This is a genomic window from Anaerotruncus massiliensis (ex Togo et al. 2026) (assembly GCF_030825285.1).
In the GTDB taxonomy this organism is placed as follows: Bacteria; Bacillota; Clostridia; order Oscillospirales; family Ruminococcaceae; genus Anaerotruncus; species Anaerotruncus massiliensis.
On the sequence record NZ_JAPJQF010000003.1, the window covers coordinates 14,275 to 33,595 of the forward strand.

Consider the following 19,321-nt stretch of genomic DNA (forward strand, 5'->3'; position numbering starts at 1 on the left):
GCTTTGGAGGTGTTTCGTATTAGCAGCAAGGAATTGCTCATCAATGAGGAGATCAGAGACAAGGAAGTGCGTCTGGTCGGCACGGAGGGGGAACAGCTCGGCGTTGTGCCGCTTGCGACGGCCCAGAACATGGCGATCGAAAAGAACCTTGACCTCGTGAAGATCGCTCCTCAGGCCACGCCGCCCGTCTGCAAGATCATGGACTACGGCAAGTATAAGTTCGAGCAGGCGAAGCGGGAGAAGGAAGCAAGGAAAAATCAGAAGGTGATCGAAATCAAGGAGGTCCGCCTCTCGCTGAACATCGACACCAACGATTTCAACACCAAGGTGAACCGCGCCATCAAGTTCCTTGAGGACGGGGATAAGGTGAAGGCGTCCCTGCGATTCCGCGGCCGCGAGATGGCACATCCCGAGCTGGGGACGAGCATCATGAAGCGTTTCACCGAAGCGGTGGCCGAGGTCGGCAACGTCGAGAAACAGCCGAAGCTCGAGGGCCGCAGCATGGTGATGTTTATTTCGCCGAAGCCCGCAACCAATATTAAGGGAGGAAACAAAAATGCCTAAGCTGAAGACCCACACCGGTGCCAAAAAGCGCTTTAAGCTTACCAAGAACGGAAAGGTGAAACGTGCGCACGCCTACAAGAGCCACCTGCTCAACGGGCACGGGAAGACCGCCAAGAGCAAACGTCGCCTGCGCCGCGGCGCTTACGCCGACAAGACCAACGTGGCGACGATCAAACTGCTCGTTCCTTACAAATAATCGGAATAAGACGGAGGTAAATAGATATGGCTCGTGTTAAGGGCGCAATGATGACCCGTAAGAGAAGGAAAAAGACACTGAAGCTTGCCAAAGGCTACTTTGGCGCCAAGAGCAAGCTCTTTAAAATGGCCAAACAGCAGGTGATGAAGTCGGGCAACTACGCCTTCATCGGCCGCAAGCAGAAAAAGCGCAACTTCCGCCAGCTGTGGATCACCCGCATCTCCGCGGCCTGCCGCATGAACGGAGTCAACTACAGCACCTTCATGAACGGCCTCAAAAAGGCCGGCGTGGAGCTCAACCGCAAGATGCTCTCGGAGATTGCGATCAACGACGCCGCGGCGTTCACCGCGCTCGTCGAACAGGCGAAGGCCGCCCTTTAATAGGAACCGCATACGCCCGCGCGCATCCGCGCGGGCGTATCTTTTGTATGTAGGGGAAGGAGGTACCCGCCGTGGCAGAAAAGGAGATCACTTCGCGCCAGAGTCCTTCCGTCAAGCGGTATGTCCGGCTCGCGGGCTCCCGCAGGGCGCGGTATGAGGAGCGCCTCTTCGTGACCGAGGGGGCCAAGCTCACCGGGGAAGCGTTTGCGGCGGGGTATTTTCCCGTCGAGCTCTTCGCCACCGAGGAGGCGTTCGAGAGCGCTTTCGACACCCTTTCGCCCATTGCGCTCGCGGCGGAAACCTTCTGCCGCATTACCCCGGCCGTGGCGGACAAGCTCGCCCAGTCGGTCAGCCCGCAGGGCGTTTTCGGCGTTTTCCGTATGCTTGACAACGGGACGCAACCTGTTAAAATAAGCAGTAACGGCAAATTTCTCCTGCTTTCCTCGCTGCAGGACCCGGGAAATCTCGGCACCATCCTGCGCACGGCGGCGGCATTCGGGGTCGGCGGCGTCCTCCTTTCGGACGACTGCCCCGACCTGTACAGCCCCAAGGTGCTGCGTGCGTCGATGGGCGGCGTCTTTCGGGTGCCCGCCGCGGTGACGGACGACCTCGGGGGCTGGATCGACGCGCTGAAAGAAGCGGGCGTGCCCGTGTGGGCGGCCGCCCTGCGGCGGGACGCGAAGACCCTCCGGGAGGTCTCGCTCGGCGAGGGCGGCTGCGCGGTCGTGATCGGAAACGAGGGCGGCGGGCTGGCGGACGGCGTGATCGGCCGCTGCACCGGAAGCCTCGTCATCCCGATGGAGCCGGGCAGCGAATCGCTCAACGCCGCGATGGCGGCGGGGGTCTTTTTGTGGGAAATGTACCGTTAGACTGATTTCGGGGGTGCGCGGCATGGCGGACGGCCTCTATTGGATCTGGCTGCAGGAGGCGCTCGGCGCGGGCAGCATCAAGGCGGACCGGGTGATCCGGGAGATCGGCGCGCCCGAGAAGCTCTACCGCATGAGCGAGGAGGAGCTGCGCGCCACGGGGATCTTCGCGCCCAAGGAGATCGAGCGCATCCGCTCGGCCGACCTTCGGAAGGCGGAGGAGAACCTGCGCCTCTCCCGCCGGTGCGGGTGCGCCGTGATCACCCCGGATTCTCCCGATTATCCCGAGGCTTTGACAAATATCGACGGTATGCCGTGTGTATTATATGTACTGGGCGACCTGCGCGGCCTGCGGGAGGAGCTGGTCCTCACGCTGGTGGGGACGCGGACCTCGACCGATTACGGCGAGCAGTGCGCGAGACGCCTCGCCTATGACCTCGCCTCGGCGGGCTGCACCGTGGCCAGCGGGCTCGCGGTGGGCGTCGACTACGCAGCCCACGATGGGGCGCTTGCCGCCAACGGGCGCTCGGTCGGCCTGCTCGCCTGTGGGCTCGACATCGACTACCCGAGCGAAAGCCGCGGCCTCAAGCGGCGCATCCTCGACGAGGGCGGCGTGCTGATGACCGAGTTCCCCTTTGGGGAACGCCCGCAGCGATACAACTTCAACATCCGCAACCGGCTGCTCGCGGGCATCTCCGCGGGCGTCGTGGTGGTGCAGGCCCCCGAGCAGAGCGGCGCGCTCAACACCGCGCGCCACGCACTGGATCAGAACCGGGACGTCTTCGCGGTGCCGGGGGAGATTTTCGACCCGAGCATGACCGGGTGCAACCGGCTCATCAAGGACGGCGCCAAGCTCGTTCTGAACGTCTACAGCATCCTGGAGGAGTATATCGGCCGGTTCCCGGCCGGGATCGACGCGCATACGGTGGTGCGGAAGATCCGTGCCGCCGGGCAGGATGTAAATCCGCAGCCCCTGAACGGCCCGCGCAAGGTGCCGCGCCCGTCCATGGGGGAGGCTTTGCCGCTCATGGTGGCGCAGGAGGCCGTCCCGCCGGCCGAACGGCCCGGAGAGGCGGCGCTCGGGGAGCTGGGGGTCTCGGAGGAGGCCAGGAGCCTCTACGCCGCGCTCGGCGATCTGCCGGAGGGCGCGGAACCGCTCGCCGGGCGCGCGGGGCTCACCGCCGCGCAGGCGCTGGCGGCCCTGACCGAGCTGGAGCTCTTCGGGCTGGTGCGGGCGCTTCCGGGCGGCAGGTACCTGGCCGGGGCGCCGGAATGAAACTGGAATTGACTGCGCGTAAGCGCGTTTATTGATAGAGGGGAGCTTCCCCGGGAAAGGAATGGTTACAAGTTGTCCAATCTTGTCATCGTGGAGTCGCCCGCAAAGGCGAAAACGATAAAAAAATACCTCGGGAAGGGGTTTGAGGTGGTCGCGTCGATGGGACATGTCCGCGATCTGCCCAAGAGCAAGCTGGGGGTCGACGTGGACAACGGCTTCGCGCCGCAGTACGTCGACATCAAGGGTAAGGAGGATCTCATCAAGGATCTCAAAAAGGCCGCCAAGAAGAGCGACGCCATCTATCTCGCGACCGACCCGGACCGCGAGGGGGAGGCGATCTCCTGGCACCTGGCGCAGATGCTCGGTGTCGACATGAAGGAGCAGAACCGCGTCACCTTCAACGAGATCACCAAGAGCGGCGTGCATTACGGCATGGAGCACCCGCGCACGATCGACGAAAAGCTCGTGGACGCGCAGCAGGCGCGCCGCATCCTCGACCGCATCGTCGGCTACAAGATCAGCCCCTTCCTCTGGCGCAAGGTGCGCAAGGGGCTGTCGGCCGGGCGGGTGCAGTCGGTCGCGGTGCGGATCATCCTCGACCGTGAGGAGGAGATCCGCGCCTTCAAGCAGCAGGAATACTGGTCCATCGACGCGCTGCTCGCCGCCAAGGGCTATGCGAAAAAGCCCTTCCCGGCCAAGCTCTATTCGATCGACGGCAAAAAGCTCGAGCTCGCCGGCATTCCGGACGAGGAGAGCGCGAAAAAGATCATCGAATCCCTCGACGGGGCGGACTACACCGTCGGCAACGTCAAGAAGGGGGTCCGCAAAAAATCCCCCGCGCCGCCCTTCATCACCTCGACCCTCCAGCAGGAGGCCTCCCGGCGGCTCGGCTACCAGTCCCGCCGCACGATGAAGATCGCGCAGGAGCTCTATGAGGGCATCGAGATCGAGGGGATCGGCGCGACCGGCCTCATCACCTACATGCGTACCGACAGCCTGCGCATCTCCGACGAGGCCGCCGACATCGCCAAGGCCTACATCACCGAGACCTACGGCAAGGAGTACCTGCCGGGGACCCGCCGCGTCTTCAAATCCAAGAAGAACGCGCAGGACGCGCACGAGGCGATCCGCCCGTCCGATCCGACCCTCACGCCCGAAAAGGTCAAGAAGGACCTCAGCGCCGAGCAGTATAAGCTCTACAAGCTCATCTGGGAGCGGTTTATCGCCAGCCAGATGGCCAACGCCCTGCTCGACACCGTGGCGGTCGACATCAACGCCGCGAACTGCCTGTTCAAGGCGTCCGGTTTTACGGTAAAGTTTGACGGCTTTACAGTGCTTTACGAGGAGGCCAAGGACTCCGACGAGGAGAATTCCGCGGCGCTCCCGCCGCTTGAGACGGGCGGCGCCCTCGCCCTCAAGCAGCTCACCCCCAACCAGCACTTCACCCAGCCGCCCGCGCGCTACACCGAGGCCTCCCTCATCAAGACGCTCGAGGAAAACGGCATCGGCCGCCCGAGCACCTACGCGCCGACGATCACGACGATCCTGGCGCGCGGCTACGTCGAGCGGGAGGGCAAGGCCCTCAAGCCGACCGCGCTGGGCGAGGTGACGACCAAGCTGATGGAGGAGCAGTTCTCCAAGATTGTCGACATCGACTTCACCGCCAACATGGAGAAGAGCCTCGACGAGGTCGAGGAGGGCAAGGAGAGCTATACCCAGGTGCTCGATGGCTTCTATGGGGATTTCATAACGACGCTTGAAACGGCGGAAAAGAATATGGAGGGCACCCGCGTCAAGGTCCCCGACGAGGAGACCGACGTGGTCTGCGAGCTGTGCGGGCGCAAGATGGTCATCAAGACCGGGCGGTTCGGCAAATTCCTCGCCTGCCCGGGCTTCCCCGAGTGCCGCAACACCAAGAAGATCGTCAAGGAGACGGGCGGGCTCTGCCCCGTGTGCGGCGGCAAGGTGCTCGCCAAAAAGTCGAAGAACGGCAAGGGCTACTACGGCTGCGAGCACTTCCCCGAATGCAAGTTCATGACGTGGGACAAACCGCTCTCGGAGCCCTGTCCCAAATGCGGCGCGGCCCTCTTCCAGAAGACGGGGCGCGGCGCGCTCATCCACTGCCTCAAGGAGGGCTGCGACTACGCGCGGCCGGTGAAAGGGAAGTCCTCTGCCGGGGACGCGGACGAGGAATGACGCCGGTCGCGGTCATCGGCGCGGGGCTCGCCGGCTGCGAGGCCGCGTGGGCGCTGGCAAACGCGGGAATCCCGGTGCGGCTCCACGAAATGAAGCCGCAAAGGTTTTCCCCCGCGCACCACAGTGAAAATTTCGCGGAGCTTGTCTGCTCCAACTCGCTCAAGGCCCAGCGCATCGGCTCGGCGGCGGGGATGCTCAAGGAAGAGATGCGCATGATGGGTTCGCTGGTCGTCGCCTGCGCTCATGAAACGAGCGTGGCGGCGGGCGGCGCGCTTGCCGTGGACCGGGACGCGTTTTCCGCGCTTGTGACGGCGCGCGTGCGCGCGCACGCGCTGATCGAGGTCGTCCCCGGCGAGGTGGCGAAGATCCCCGAAGAGGGGAATGTGATCGTCGCGACGGGGCCGCTCACCTCCGACGCGCTCGCGGCCGACATCGAGGCGCGCTGCGGCGGGTCGCTGAGCTTCTACGACGCGGCCGCGCCGATCGTCACCTTCGATTCGCTCGACCGGGAGCGGGTCTTTTTCGCGGCGCGCTACGGCCGCGGGGAGGACGACTACATCAACTGCCCCTTTACGAAGGAGGAGTACGAACGGTTCTACGACGCGCTGTTAAGCGCCGAGGGCGCGCCGCTGCACAGCTTCGACCGCCCGGAGGAGAAGGTCTACGAGGGCTGCATGCCGATCGAGATCATGGCGCGGCGCGGTCCGGACACCATCCGCTACGGGCCGCTCAAGCCGGTCGGCCTGCGCGACCCGCGCACCGGGCGCCGCCCGTGGGCGGTCGTGCAGCTGCGGCGGGAGAACCGGGAGGGGAGCCTCTACAACCTTGTGGGCTTCCAGACCAACCTCAAATTTGGGGAGCAGAAGCGGGTCTTTTCGATGATCCCGGGGCTCGAGCACGCGGAATTCGCGCGGTACGGCGTGATGCACCGCAACACCTTCCTCGATTCGCCCCGCCTGCTGGACGGCGCCTTTCGGCTGCGGAGCGAGGAAAGAATCTGCTTTGCGGGGCAGATTACCGGCGTGGAGGGGTATATTGAGTCGGCCATGTCGGGAATCCTAGCAGGGAAGCAGCTTGCGCGCAGGCTGCGCGGCCTGCCTTCGCTGGAATTGCCGCGCGACACGATGTCGGGGGCGCTGTGCGCCTACATCAGCGATGAAAGCGTCGCCGAGTTCCAGCCGATGGGCTGCAATATGGGGCTGCTGCCCCCGCTCGGCGAACGGGTGCGGGACAAGCAGCAGCGTTACCAGATGATCGCCGAGCGGGGGCTCGGCCACCTGCGGGAGGTCCTGCGGGAAGAACAGGAGGTCTTGTAATCATGAGAATCATCGTGGATGCCTTCGGCGGAGACAACGCGCCGCTCGAGGTCCTCAGGGGCTGCGCCATGGCCGTGAAGGAGTACGGCGTCGACATCATCGCCTGCGGAAGCGAAAAAACCATCCGCGAGGTGTGCCAAAAGAACCGGATCCCGCTCGACCGCATCTCGATCACCGACGTGGAGAAGGTCATCCCGGTGGAGGTCGACCCGACCGAGGTGGTCAAGTCGTACGACGACTGCACGATGGCGGTCGGCATGAAGATGCTCGCCTCGGGCGAGGGGGACGCCTTCGTCTCGGCGGGCAGCACGGGCGCGATCGTCGTGGGCGCGTCCCTCTTTGTCAAGCGGATCAAGGGGATCAAGCGCGCCGCGCTCGCAACCGTCATCCCCTCGCAGGACGGCTGCTACATGCTGCTCGATATGGGCGCGAACGCCGAGTGCCGCCCCGAGATGCTCGTGCAGTTCGGCATCATGGGCAGCGCCTACATGGAGCATGTCCTGGGGATCGAGCGCCCGCGCGTCGGCATCATCAACATCGGCACGGAGGAGAATAAGGGCCTCGAGTTACAGATCGACGCCTACCGGATGATGCAGCACGCGCCGGTCAATTTTGTCGGCAACGTCGAGCCGCGCGACCTGCCCTTCACCAAATGCGACGTGGCGGTCGCGGACGGGTTCGTCGGCAACGTCGTGCTGAAGCTGACCGAGGGGCTGGGCTCCTGGTTTTCGAAGGAGCTCAAGGGCATCCTCTTCCAAAACGCGGCCTCCAAGATCGGCGCGGTCTTTCTGAGCAAGGGCGTGCTCTCCTTCAAAAAGAAGATGGACTACACCGAGTACGGCGGCGCGCCGCTGATGGGCATCTCCAAGCCGGTCATCAAGGCGCACGGCAGCTCGAACGCAAAGGCGTTCAAAAACGCGATCCGGCAGGCGAAGGAGTACACCGAGCGGGGCGTGATCGGCGAGATCAGCGACGCGCTCGCGCAGCTCCGGGCGAACGCCGCGGACAACCGGACGGAGGGCTGAGATGGAAGCACATGTAAAGGATACGGCCCCGCTTGAGGAGCGGATCGGCTACACCTTCCAGAACCGTAAATACCTCGACATCGCGCTGACCCACTCCTCCTACGCCAACGAGATGAAGAAGAACCTCTCGAGCAACGAGCGGCAGGAGTTTTTGGGGGACGCGGTGCTCTCGATCATCGTTTCCGACTATCTCTTCCACACCTTCCACCTCGCGGAGGGGGACCTCACCAAGCTGCGTGCGGCGATGGTGTGCGAAAAATCCCTCTGCGAGTTCGCGCGGCAGTTTTCGCTGGGGGACTACCTCAAACTCGGACGCGGCGAGGAGATGATGGGGGGGCGCACCCGCCCATCGATTCTGGCCGACGCGTTTGAGGCGCTGCTCGCGGCGATCTACCTTGACGGGGGGATTGAACCGGCGCGCAGATTCGTACTCGGATTCGTCGTGGACACGCTCGAACACCGGGACGAGTTCGCCTTCACCGACTACAAGACGATGCTCCAGGAGATCATCCAGAAGAACCCCGAGGAGCGGCTTTCCTACGTGCTCGTCGAGGAATCCGGCCCCGACCACAACAAGTCCTTTGTGGTCGAGGTGCACCTCAACAGCAACGTGATCGGCAGCGGGCGCGGCGGCAGCAAGAAGAGCGCCGAGCAGGCGGCCGCCCGCGAGGCGCTGCGGCTGATGGGCGAGTGCCCGTGAGGCACGCGAACCTCGCGATCTTCGTCCCCCACGCCGGCTGCCCGAGGCAGTGCAGCTTCTGCAACCAGAAAAGCATCTCGGGCGCGCGGGAGGCCCCGACGGGGAAATCGGTCGCGGCGCTCTGCGCCGAATCGGCCCGCGCGCTCGCGGGCACGGACACCGACGCGGAGATCGCCTTTTTCGGCGGCAGCTTTACCGCCATCGGCCGGGACTACATGCTCGAGCTGCTCGAGGCTGCCGCCCCCTTCGTGGGCGGCGCGTTCCGGGGCATCCGAATTTCCACCCGGCCCGACGCGGTCGACGGGGAAACGCTCGGCCTGCTGCGGCGGTATGGGGTGACCGCGGTCGAGCTCGGCGCGCAGAGTATGGACGACGGGGTGCTCGATCAGAACCTGCGCGGACACACCGCCGCCGACGTGGAGCGCACCGCAGGGCTCGTGCGGGAGGCGGGCTTTGAGCTGGGGCTCCAGATGATGACGGGGCTTTACGGCTCGGACGAGGCGCGCGACTTCATGACCGCGGAGCGCCTGGCCGCGTGCGCTCCCGACACGGTGCGGGTCTATCCGACGGTCGTGATGGAGGGGACGGGGCTCGCGGCGCTCTGGCGCGCGGGGGCCTACCGCCCCCAGACGCTCGAGGAGGCCGTCTCGCTCGGGGCGCGGCTGCTCGAATTTTTCGGGGGGAAGGGCGTCCGCGTCATCCGCATGGGCCTGCACGCGCAGGACTCCCTCGATCGGGAGCGGCTGGCCGGGCCCTACCACCCGGCGTTCCGCGAGCTCTGCGAGGGGGAGGCGATGCGCCGGCGCGCCGAGGCGCTTCTCGCCGGACGCCCGGAGGGGGAGTACCTCCTGCGGGTCGGCCCCCGGAGCCTCTCAAAAATTACGGGGCACGGGGCGCGCGCCGTTGAAAAACTGGGGAAATTAGGGTATCATGTAAAGATAGAACCGGACGGGAGGCTCTCGGGCCTCGCGATCGAGATAAAGGAAGTGTGACATTGCGTCTTCGCAGCTTGGAGATACAGGGGTTCAAATCCTTCCCCGACCGCACAAAGCTCAGCTTCCACGACGGCATCACGGCCGTCGTCGGGCCGAACGGCTCGGGCAAGAGCAACATCGCGGACGCGGTGCGCTGGGTGCTGGGGGAGCAGTCGACGAAGACGCTGCGCGGCGGCAAGATGGAGGACGTCATTTTCGGCGGCACGCAGGCGCGCAAGCCGCAGGGCTACGCGCAGGTGCTGCTCACGATCGACAACGCCGACCGCGCGCTCGCCTGCGACAGCGACGTGGTCACGGTCGGGCGCAAGCTCTACCGTTCGGGGGAGAGCGAATACCGGCTGAACGGCGCGGCGGTGCGCCTCAAGGACGTCTACGAGCTCTTCATGGACACGGGGCTCGGGCGGGACGGCTACTCGATCATCGGGCAGGGCAAGATCGCCGAGATCGTCAGCGCCAAGAGCACCCAGCGCCGCGAAATCTTCGAGGAGGCGGCGGGGATCTCCAAGTACCGCTACCGCAAGCTCGAGGCACAGCGCCGCCTGGAGGCCGCGGAGGAAAACCTCCTTCGCCTGCGGGACATCCTCGACGAGCTCGAAAGCCGTGTGGAACCGCTGCGGGCGCAGTCGGAAAAGGCGGCGCAGTTCCTCGAATACGCGGGGGAGAAGAAGACGCTGGAAATCTCCCTCTGGGTGCTGACGCTCGACAAATCCAGGGCGGTGCTGCGGGAGCAGGAGGACAAGATCCTGCTCTGCCGCGACGAGCACGACGGCGTCCAGGCGGAGCTCGACGGCATCGAGGGGCAGATCAACGCGTTCTTCGCGCAGATGCAGGCGCTCGCGGTCGAGATCGACTCGCGGCGCGGGCGCGTCCGGGAGATCGAGGAGCTCACGGCGCAGAGCGGGGCGGAGATCGCCGTCCTGCGCAACGATATGGCGCACAACGACGCGTCGGTCGAGCGCATCCGGGCGGAACTCGAGCAGTCGGACGCGTCGGACAGCGATCTCGACGAAAGGATACATACCTTTGAGGCGCAGATCGCAAAACGCCGGCAGGGCCTTGACGACCTGCGCCGCAGGCATGAGGAGGTTCAGCGGGAGCTGACGACGCTGGGAGAAGTGCAGGAGGACTGCCGCGGGAAGATCGACGCGCTCAAGGAGCGCCGCTTCGGCCTGACCCAGAGCATCAACGAGGTCAAGCTCTCCTCCGCGTCGAGCAGCTCGCTGATCGACGAGACGATCGCGCGGCTCGAGTCCCTCAAGGAGGGCGCGGTCGTCAAGGACGAAAATATCGCGAAGATCCGGCGGGAGCTCTCCGACTGCGGGGAGCTGCTCGAGGGGATCGAGGAGAACCTGCTTTCGCTGCAAAATTCCCGCAGGGGCTGCCAGATGAAGCTGGAGGGCCGCCGGCAGAAGCTCGACGCGCTGCTCGAGCAGCGGCGCGCCCTCGAGGACAAGGCCCGCGCCCACACCCAGCGGGCCAAGCTGCTCTTCGACATGGAGAACAGCCTGGAGGGCTTTTCACAGAGCGTCAAATACATCATGGAGCAGGCGCGCAGGGGCGCGATCGGGGACGTTTACGGCCCCGTCTCCCGGCTCATCTCGGTGGAGGACGACTACGCGCTCGCGGTGGAGATCGCGCTCGGCGCGGCGATGCAGAACATCGTCGTCAAGGACGAGGCGGTCGCCAAGCGCGCCATCGGCATGCTCAAATCGAGCAAGTCGGGCCGGGCGACCTTTCTGCCCGTCTCCACGGTCAAGGGGAATCGGCTCAACGAAAACTGGCTGCCCGGAACGGACGGCTTTGTCGGCGTTGCCGCCGACCTGGTCCGGTGCGACGAGCGCTACCGGGGCGTGATCAACCAGCTTTTGGGCCGCATCGTGATCGTTCGGGACCTTGACTGTGCGGCCGCCGTCGCGAAAAAGGGCGGCTACCGCTTCCGCGTCGTCACCCTCGACGGGCAGGTCGTCAACGCGGGCGGCTCGATGACGGGCGGCTGGGCCGCGCGCAGCGCGGGCATCCTCAGCCGCTCGAAGGAGATCGAGGAGCTCAAGGGCAGGGCCGCGGCGTGCGAAAAGGAGATGGCGGGGCTCGACGGGCAGATCAAGTCGCTGCGCGAGGAGATCACGGCCGTGCAGGCGTCGCTCGCGGGGATCGATGGGGAGCTTGCCACCGCGCAGGAGGATAAGATCCGCTATACCGCCGAGCAGAAGCAGCTGGCTTCCGCCCGCGACGAGGCGGTCCGTTCCCGCGAGCAGGCGGCGGAGGAATACGGCCGGCTGGCCGAACGGCTCGAGGAACTGAAGGAAAAGAACGTCACGAGCGCCGAGCTGACCGACGATTTGAACCGCCAGCTTGACGAGGTGGCGCAGCAGCTCGGCGTGCTCGCCTCCAAGCGGGACACCTGCGCGGCGCAGGCGTCGGAGGTGTCCGCGCGCCTGTCCCGGCAGGACGTGGAGATCATCTCGATCACCAAGGAGATCGACGGCCTGCGGCAGATGGCCGACCAGCTGCGCGACCAGAAGCTGCACCAGAAGGAGCATGTCGCCGGGCTCGAGCGGCAGCGGGCGGATTATCTGCGGGAGAACGCGGAAATCCGGGAGAAGATCGCGCAGGCCGAGCAGAGGCGGGAGGACTACGCGGCGCAGGCCGCCGCGCTGGGCGCGGAGATCGAGCAGAAGACGCAGGCGCGCAACGCCTGCGAGGCGAAGACCACCGCCCTGCGCGCCGACGAAAAGGAGATCACGGCGCGGCGGGAGACCGCCGGGCGGGAGCTTGCGCGGCTCGAGGAGAAGAAGGCGTCGCTCCAGGCGGAGTACGACGGCATCATCTCGCGGCTGTGGGACGAATATGAGATCACCCGTACGCAGGCCTCCGAGATCGCGCGGCCGGTGGAGGACGCCGGGAAGGCGCAGCGGCGGCTCGGGGAGCTCAAGGGGAAGATCCGGGCGCTCGGCAACGTCAACGTCGGCGCGATCGAGGAATACAAAGAGGTGTCGGAGCGGTACCGCTTCCTCAAGACCCAGACGGACGACGCGGAGAAGTCCCGCGCCGAGCTCATGAAGCTGATCACCCAGCTCACGAGCGACATGCAGTCGATCTTCGCGGATAATTTCGGCAGGATCGCCGAAAATTTCTCCAGGATCTTCACCGAGCTCTTCGACGGCGGGCGGGCGGAGCTCACCCTCACCGACCCGGGCAGCGTGCTCGAATCGGGCATCGAAATCTACGTCCAGCCGCCCGGCAAGATCATCAAGAACCTCGCGGCCCTCTCGGGCGGCGAGCAGGCGTTTGTGGCGATCGCCATCTATTTCGCGATTCTCAAGGTGCGGCCGTCGCCCTTCTGCCTGCTCGACGAGATCGAGGCGGCGCTCGACGACGTGAACGTCGTCAAATACGCGCAGTATCTGCGCACGATGTGCGACAGGACCCAGTTCATCACGATCACCCACCGGCGCGGCACGATGGAGGAAGCGGACATGCTCTACGGCGTGACGATGCAGGAGGAGGGCGTGTCCAAGCTGCTTGAGCTGCACGTCAGCGAGATCGAAAGCAAACTGGGCATCAAGTAGGGGGGTACCAAATGGGATTTTTCGGAAGACTTGCGGAAGGGCTCAAAAAGACGCGGGAGTCGATGGCGCGCGCCGTCGACGAGCTGGTCAATTCCTTCACCAGGATCGACGAGGAGCTCTTTGAGGAGCTCGAGGAGACGCTCATCATGTCCGACGTGGGCGCGGTGACCGCCGCGGCCATCTGCGATGAACTGCGCGCGGAGGTCAAACGGCGGGGCGTCACCGACGCGTCGGAGGTCAAGGGCCTGCTCAAGGAGATCATCGCGGGGATGCTTGCGGGCGGGGAGGAGCTGAACCTCTCGACCAGGCCGTCGGTCATCCTCGTCATCGGCGTGAACGGGGTGGGCAAGACCACCACGATCGGCAAGCTCGCCGCCAACCTCAAGGCGGACGGCAAAAAGGTGCTGCTCGGCGCGGCGGACACCTTCCGCGCGGCGGCGATCGAACAGCTCGGCGTGTGGGCCGAACGCTCGGGGGTCGACATGATCCGGCAGTCGGAGGGCTCCGACCCGGCGGCCGTCGTCTTCGACGCGGTCACGGCGGGCAGGGCGCGCGGCGTGGACGTGGTCATCTGCGACACGGCGGGCCGCCTCCACAACAAGAAGAACCTCATGGACGAGCTGGGCAAAATCTCCCGCGTCATCCAGCGGGAAGCTCCCGGCTGCGACACCGAGGTGCTGCTCGTGCTCGACGCGACGACGGGGCAGAACGCCCTCAACCAGGCGCGCCAGTTCAAGGAGGCCGCGGGCATCACCGGCATCATCCTCACCAAGCTCGACGGCACGGCGCGCGGCGGCGTGGTCATCGGCATCAAGCAGGAATTACAGGTCCCGATCAAATATATCGGCGTGGGCGAGCAGATCGACGATCTGCGGCCCTTTAACGCGCAGGACTTTGTCGACGCCCTCTTCGGCGGGCGGGAGGAAACGGAGGAGGACGCGTGATGAAGGTGATCGCCGCGACGGGGAACATGGGCAAGCTCCGGGAATTTGCCCGCATCTTCGCACCGCTGGGCATCGAGCCCGCCGCGCAGTCGGAGGTCTGCCCCGGCCTCTCGGTCGAGGAGACGGGGACGACCTTCGCGGAAAACGCCTTCCTCAAGGCGGACGCGGTCCATGAGCGCACCGGGCTGGCCGCCGTCGCGGACGACTCGGGGCTCTGCGTCGACGCGCTGGACGGCGCGCCGGGAGTCTACTCGGCGCGGTACGCGGGGGAGGAGACCCCCTATCCCGAAAAGATTTCCCGCCTGCTCGGAGAGCTGGAGGGGGTGCCGGAGGAGCGCCGCACGGCGCGTTTCGTGGCGCACATCTGCTACATCGGCGCGGACGGCGCCCGCATCGACGCGGAGGGGACCTGCGAAGGGAAGATCGGCTGGGAGCCGCGCGGAGACGGCGGCTTCGGGTACGACCCCATCTTCTACGTGGGGGACCGCAGCTTCGCGGAGCTCTCCGCAGAGGAGAAGGACGCGGTATCCCACCGCGGCAAGGCGCTGCGGGAATTGGCGCGCAAGCTGAACGAACATCAAAACGGATGAGATAGAGGAGAAAAGGATATGCTGACAAGCAAACAGCGGGCGAAGCTCCGCGGCATCGCGAGCACCGGGGAGACCATCCTCCAGGTGGGCAAGGGCGGCGTGGCGGAAGCGCTCGTCAAACAGGTGGACGACGCGCTGACGGCGCGCGAGCTCATCAAGCTGCGGGTGCTCGAGACGAGCCCCGCGCCGGTGCGCGAGGTCGCGCAGCAACTCGCCGAGGCGACCGGCTCCGAGGTGGTGCAGGTCATCGGCATGAAGCTGGTGCTCTACCGCCGCAACCCTGAAAAGCCGGTCATCGACCTCGGCTGATGCGCACGGGGGTCTTCGGCGGGACCTTCAATCCCGTCCACAACGGCCACATCCACCTGGCGCGCACCTATTTTGACGCGCTCCGGCTCGACCGGATGCTGGTCATCCCCACCTGCCTGCCTCCCCACAAGCCGGGGGAGCAGCTCGCGGACGGGGCGGACCGGCTCGCGATGTGCCGCCTCGCCTTCGACGGCCTGCCCGGCTTCGAGGCGAGCGACATCGAGCTGCGGCGCGGGCAGAAAAGCTACACGGTGGACACCCTCGAGCAGCTTGCAAAGGAATACCCGGACGACGGCTTCTACCTCATCATGGGCAGCGACATGTTCCTGACGCTGACCGGGTGGCGGGAGTGGAGGCGCATCTGCGAGCTGGCGGTTATCTGCGCCGGGGCGCGGGACACCGCGCTGCGCGGCCGGCTCGCCGACTGCAAACGCTCGCTCGAGGCGCAGGGGGCGCGCTGCGAGCTGGTCGAGCTTAACCCCCTTCCGATCTCCTCGACGCTCGTGCGCGCGCGCGCGCGGGAGAAAAAACCGCTCGGCGGGCTGGTCCCGCCAGAGGTCGCCGCATACATCGACAGCCATGGGCTCTATCAGACATTATAGGAAAGCGGGGCGTTCCTGATGGAATATGATCTGAAGAAGCTGGACAAACTTGCGAAAAAGACCCTCTCGGCCAAGCGGTACTACCACACCCAGTGCGTGGTGCAGCAGGCGCAGAAGCTCGCGCGGCTCTACGGCTGCGACGAGCAGAAGGCGATGGTGGCCGGCTGGATGCACGATATCTGCAAGGAGATGCCCAGGGAGGAGCAGTTGCAATGGCTCACAAAGTGTGGTATCATTCTTGACAGCGTGCAGGAGAGCCAGCCCAAGACGTGGCACGGCATGGCGGCGTGCGGCTTCATTTCGGAGAAGCTCGGCATCACCGACCCCGGGATCCTGCACGCCATCCGTTTTCACACGACGGCGTGCGGGCATATGACCGAGCTGGACGAGGTGGTCTATCTGGCGGATTTGACGAGTGTCGACCGCGTCTATCCCGACATCCTGCCGATGCGGAAACTCGCGGAAACCGCCCTCAAGCCCGCGATGAAGGAAGCGATGCGCTACGCGGTCAACGACCTCGTGGAGCGGTCGCTCGGAATCAGCTTTGATACGTTCCAGGCATATAATGTCTATATGGCGTACTGATTTTTTACCGGAGGTGAAGCAATGACATCGATTGAAATGGCAAAGGAGGCCGCGAGGCTCCTGTCGGAAAAAAAGGGCACGGACATCACCGCGATCGAGATCCGGGATCTGACCACGATCGGGGATTATTTTGTCATCGCGTCTGGCGGGTCCAACGCGCAGGTCAAGGCGCTTTCGGACGCGGTCGAGGAGGGGCTCTCCAAGCAGGGCTTCGAGCCGCGCCGCATCGAGGGCTACCAGTCGGCCATGTGGGTCGTGCTCGATTACTACGACGTGATCGTCCATATCTTCTATGACAAAACCCGCGAGTTCTATTCGCTCGAGCGGCTGTGGGCGGACGCCCCGCGCGTCGACCTGGGGCTTGCGGAATAAAATAAAGGAAGCCAACATCATTTGCCGCGCGGGACACGGCAAACAGGGAGTGTACAGCATTGAAGTACGATTTTGCAGCAATTGAGAAAAAATGGCAGAAGAGCTGGGAGGCGCGCAACGTCTTCGCGGCGACCGACGACTACTCCAAGCCGAAGTATTACGCGCTGGTCGAGTTCCCCTACCCGTCGGGGCAGGGACTGCACGTCGGCCATCCGCGCTCCTACACCGCGCTGGACATCGTCGCGCGCAAGCGCCGCCTGGAGGGCTACAACGTTCTCTACCCGATGGGCTGGGACGCCTTCGGCCTGCCGACCGAAAACTACGCCATCAAGAACCACATCCACCCCGAAAAGGTGACCCACGACAACGTTCAGCGGTTCAAGTCCCAGCTCAAGAGCCTGGGGCTCAGCTTCGACTGGAACCGGGAGATCAACACCACCGATCCCGATTACTACCGGTGGACCCAGTGGATCTTCCTCCAGCTCTTCAAGAAGGGGCTCGCCTATAAGAAGGAGATGTCGGTCAACTGGTGCACCGGCTGCAAGGTCGTACTGGCGAACGAAGAGGTCGTGGGCGGCGTCTGCGAGCGCTGCGGGAGCGAGGTGGTCCACAAGGTCAAGAGCCAGTGGATGCTCGGCATCACCCAGTACGCCCAGCGGCTGCTCGACGACCTCGACACGGTCGATTACATCGACCGCGTCAAGGTCTCCCAGCGCAATTGGATCGGCCGCTCGACCGGCGCGCAGGTGGATTTCGACACCACCGCGGGGGACAAGCTGACCGTCTTTACCACCCGCCCCGACACCCTGTTCGGCGCGACCTACATGGTCATTTCGCCCGAGCACCCCTACGTCGACCGGTGGGCGGACAAGATCTCCAACATGGACGCGGTGCGCGCCTACCAGGAGGAGTCGGCGAAGAAGTCCGACTTCGAGCGCACCGAGCTGGTCAAGGACAAGACGGGCGTCATGCTCGAGGGGGTCCGGGGGATCAACCCGGTCAACAACGCCGAGATCCCCATCTTCATCTCCGACTACGTCCTCATGTCCTACGGCACCGGCGCGATCATGGCCGTCCCGGCGCACGACACGCGCGACTGGGAATTCGCCAAGAAATTCGGCCTGCCCATCGTCGAGGTGGTCAAGGGCGGGAATGTAAATGAAGAAGCCTTTACAGACTGTGAGACGGGCGTGATGGTCAACTCCGGCATGCTCGACGGCCTCTCGGTCGAGGAGGCGAAGAAGAAGATCACCGCCTGGCTCGCCGAAAACGGAAAGGGCGAGCCGAAGGTGAACTTCAAGCTGCGCGACTGGGTCTTCTCCCGCCAGCGGTACTGGGGGGAGCCGATCCCGATCATCCACTGCGACCACTGCGGCTATGTCCCGCTCGACGAGAGCGAGCTGCCGCTGCGCCTGCCCGAGGTGGACAGCTACGAGCCGACCGAAAACGGCGATTCGCCGCTCGCGGCCATGGACGACTGGGTGAACGTGCCCTGCCCCAAGTGCGGCGCGCCCGCCAGGCGGGAGACCGACACGATGCCCCAGTGGGCGGGCTCGTCCTGGTACTTTCTGCGCTACTGCGACCCGCACAACGACAAGACCCTCGCCTCCAGGGAGGCGCTCGAATACTGGATGCCGGTCGACTGGTACAACGGCGGCATGGAGCACACGACGCTCCACCTGCTCTACTCCCGCTTCTGGCACAAGTTCCTCTACGACATCGGCGTGGTCCCCACGCCCGAACCGTACGCCAAGCGCACCAGCCACGGCATGATCCTTGGCGAAAACAACGAGAAGATGTCCAAGTCCCGCGGCAACGTCGTCAACCCCGACGACATCATTCGCGACTACGGCGCGGACACCCTGCGCCTCTATGAGATGTTCATCGGCGACTTCGAGAAGAGCGCGCCCTGGTCCCAGTCGTCGATCAAGGGCTGCAAGCGCTTTCTGGAGCGGGTGTTCGGGCTGCTGGACATCCTCGCGCCGGGCGGGGAGTATACCCCCGAGCTGGAAGGCGCCCTGCACAAGACGATCCGGAAGGTGTCCGAGGACATCGAGGCGATGAAGTACAACACCGCCATCGCTGCGATGATGAGCCTCCTCAACGACATCTGCGCGAAGGGCAGCGTCAACCACGCGGAGCTGCGGACCTTCATCCTGCTGCTCAACCCCTTCGCGCCGCACATGACCGAGGAGATGTGGGAGCGCGCCGGGTTCGGCGGGACGGTCACCGACCAGAAGTGGCCCGTCTTTGATCCCGAAAAATGCAGGGACGCGCAGGTCGAGATCGCCGCGCAGGTGTGCGGCAAGATCAAGGCGCGCGTCATGGTGGACGCGGACGCCCCGGACGCCGAGCTGCTCGCCGCCGTCAAGGCCCGCCCCGAGGTCCAGGCGGCGCTGGAGGGCAAGACGATCGTCAAGGAGATCGTCGTCAAGGGCAAGCTCGTCAACATCGTCGCCCGGTAAAAGCCCGTATTCATGCGGTCCGGCGGCTTTGCGCCGAAAGGCGGGGCAAACTGCTTGACAAAACAGGCGTTTCCATAGTATAATAAATTTTGTTATCCACATCTTTGCGGGTATCAACTCCTGCCGGACGGCGTGGGGAGGGAATAGGTAAATGTCAGAAATCAGAGTCAAGGACAATGAGTCTTTGGACAGCGCGCTGCGGCGCTTCAAACGTTCTTGCGCCCGCTCCGGCGTTCTCGCCGAGGTCCGCAAGAGAGAGCACTACGAAAAGCCTTCTGTCAAGCGCAAGAAGAAATCTGAGGCGGCTCGTAAGCGTAAATTCAAATAATCATCCATAAACGGGCGGGGAATATCCCCGCCCGTTTTGCACA

19 protein-coding genes are annotated in these 19,321 nt (G+C 64.8%); all 19 read left to right on the forward strand.

All coding sequences use genetic code 11. The features are described from left to right. Positions 1–9: 9 nt before the first annotated feature. The 19 genes from infC (at position 10) to rpsU (ending at position 19,278) form a co-directional block, all read left to right on the forward strand. Positions 10–564: a translation initiation factor IF-3 gene (infC, locus tag RCI06_RS01945; RefSeq protein WP_207654186.1), complete on the forward strand. Its 555-nt coding sequence runs from the start codon at positions 10–12 to the stop codon at positions 562–564. Next, positions 557–760, forward strand: coding sequence for a 50S ribosomal protein L35 (gene rpmI, locus RCI06_RS01950; protein ID WP_101550915.1), 204 nt, complete (start codon positions 557–559; stop codon positions 758–760). Before infC ends, rpmI begins: the two co-directional genes overlap by 8 nt. Positions 761–786: 26 nt before the next feature. Continuing rightward, positions 787–1,140: a 50S ribosomal protein L20 gene (gene rplT / locus RCI06_RS01955; protein ID WP_101550913.1), complete on the forward strand. Its 354-nt coding sequence runs from the start codon at positions 787–789 to the stop codon at positions 1,138–1,140. Positions 1,141–1,211: 71 nt separating this feature from the next. After that, the gene (locus RCI06_RS01960; protein ID WP_306573878.1) at positions 1,212–2,009 is read left to right on the forward strand and encodes an RNA methyltransferase; all 798 of its coding nucleotides are present in this window, start codon (positions 1,212–1,214) and stop codon (positions 2,007–2,009) included. A gap of 22 nt (positions 2,010–2,031) precedes the next feature. Continuing rightward, positions 2,032–3,282, forward strand: a complete 1,251-nt coding sequence (gene dprA / locus RCI06_RS01965) for a DNA-processing protein DprA (protein WP_101550908.1) — start codon at positions 2,032–2,034, stop codon at positions 3,280–3,282. Positions 3,283–3,354: 72 nt separating this feature from the next. Then, positions 3,355–5,478, forward strand: a complete 2,124-nt coding sequence (topA, locus tag RCI06_RS01970; RefSeq protein WP_101550907.1) for a type I DNA topoisomerase — start codon at positions 3,355–3,357, stop codon at positions 5,476–5,478. Continuing rightward, positions 5,475–6,794 (forward strand): methylenetetrahydrofolate--tRNA-(uracil(54)-C(5))-methyltransferase (FADH(2)-oxidizing) TrmFO, encoded by a 1,320-nt coding sequence (gene trmFO / locus RCI06_RS01975; protein ID WP_306573881.1) that lies wholly within the window; start codon positions 5,475–5,477, stop codon positions 6,792–6,794. The genes topA and trmFO overlap by 4 nt, the downstream gene beginning before the upstream one ends. A 2-nt stretch (positions 6,795–6,796) precedes the next feature. After that, positions 6,797–7,819, forward strand: a complete 1,023-nt coding sequence (gene plsX, locus RCI06_RS01980; protein ID WP_121585717.1) for a phosphate acyltransferase PlsX — start codon at positions 6,797–6,799, stop codon at positions 7,817–7,819. A 1-nt stretch (position 7,820) separates the two neighbouring features. Next, positions 7,821–8,519 carry a ribonuclease III gene (gene rnc / locus RCI06_RS01985; protein ID WP_101550901.1) on the forward strand — a complete coding sequence of 233 codons (699 nt, stop codon included), beginning with the start codon at positions 7,821–7,823 and terminating at the stop codon, positions 8,517–8,519. Then, the gene (locus tag RCI06_RS01990; RefSeq protein WP_306573884.1) at positions 8,516–9,511 is read left to right on the forward strand and encodes a radical SAM protein; all 996 of its coding nucleotides are present in this window, start codon (positions 8,516–8,518) and stop codon (positions 9,509–9,511) included. Before rnc ends, RCI06_RS01990 begins: the two co-directional genes overlap by 4 nt. 2 nt (positions 9,512–9,513) lie before the next feature. Further along, positions 9,514–13,083 carry a chromosome segregation protein SMC gene (smc, locus tag RCI06_RS01995; protein ID WP_306573886.1) on the forward strand — a complete coding sequence of 1,190 codons (3,570 nt, stop codon included), beginning with the start codon at positions 9,514–9,516 and terminating at the stop codon, positions 13,081–13,083. 11 nt (positions 13,084–13,094) lie between these two features. Continuing rightward, the gene (gene ftsY / locus RCI06_RS02000; RefSeq protein ID WP_101550897.1) at positions 13,095–14,027 is read left to right on the forward strand and encodes a signal recognition particle-docking protein FtsY; all 933 of its coding nucleotides are present in this window, start codon (positions 13,095–13,097) and stop codon (positions 14,025–14,027) included. Further along, positions 14,027–14,617: an RdgB/HAM1 family non-canonical purine NTP pyrophosphatase gene (gene rdgB / locus RCI06_RS02005; RefSeq protein ID WP_101550895.1), complete on the forward strand. Its 591-nt coding sequence runs from the start codon at positions 14,027–14,029 to the stop codon at positions 14,615–14,617. Before ftsY ends, rdgB begins: the two co-directional genes overlap by 1 nt. Positions 14,618–14,635: 18 nt before the next feature. Continuing rightward, positions 14,636–14,926 carry a YhbY family RNA-binding protein gene (locus RCI06_RS02010; protein ID WP_101550893.1) on the forward strand — a complete coding sequence of 97 codons (291 nt, stop codon included), beginning with the start codon at positions 14,636–14,638 and terminating at the stop codon, positions 14,924–14,926. After that, positions 14,926–15,528, forward strand: coding sequence for a nicotinate (nicotinamide) nucleotide adenylyltransferase (gene nadD / locus RCI06_RS02015; RefSeq protein ID WP_306573889.1), 603 nt, complete (start codon positions 14,926–14,928; stop codon positions 15,526–15,528). Before RCI06_RS02010 ends, nadD begins: the two co-directional genes overlap by 1 nt. 18 nt (positions 15,529–15,546) lie before the next feature. Continuing rightward, the gene (gene yqeK, locus RCI06_RS02020; RefSeq protein ID WP_101550890.1) at positions 15,547–16,113 is read left to right on the forward strand and encodes a bis(5'-nucleosyl)-tetraphosphatase (symmetrical) YqeK; all 567 of its coding nucleotides are present in this window, start codon (positions 15,547–15,549) and stop codon (positions 16,111–16,113) included. Between the two features lie 21 nt (positions 16,114–16,134). After that, a complete protein-coding gene (gene rsfS, locus RCI06_RS02025; RefSeq protein WP_101550888.1) occupies positions 16,135–16,485 on the forward strand; it encodes a ribosome silencing factor in 351 nt (116 codons plus the stop codon). Positions 16,486–16,544: 59 nt separating this feature from the next. Further along, positions 16,545–18,950, forward strand: a complete 2,406-nt coding sequence (gene leuS, locus RCI06_RS02030) for a leucine--tRNA ligase (protein ID WP_306573892.1) — start codon at positions 16,545–16,547, stop codon at positions 18,948–18,950. 151 nt (positions 18,951–19,101) lie between these two features. Next, positions 19,102–19,278 carry a 30S ribosomal protein S21 gene (gene rpsU / locus RCI06_RS02035; RefSeq protein ID WP_101550884.1) on the forward strand — a complete coding sequence of 59 codons (177 nt, stop codon included), beginning with the start codon at positions 19,102–19,104 and terminating at the stop codon, positions 19,276–19,278. Positions 19,279–19,321 lie beyond the last annotated feature (43 nt).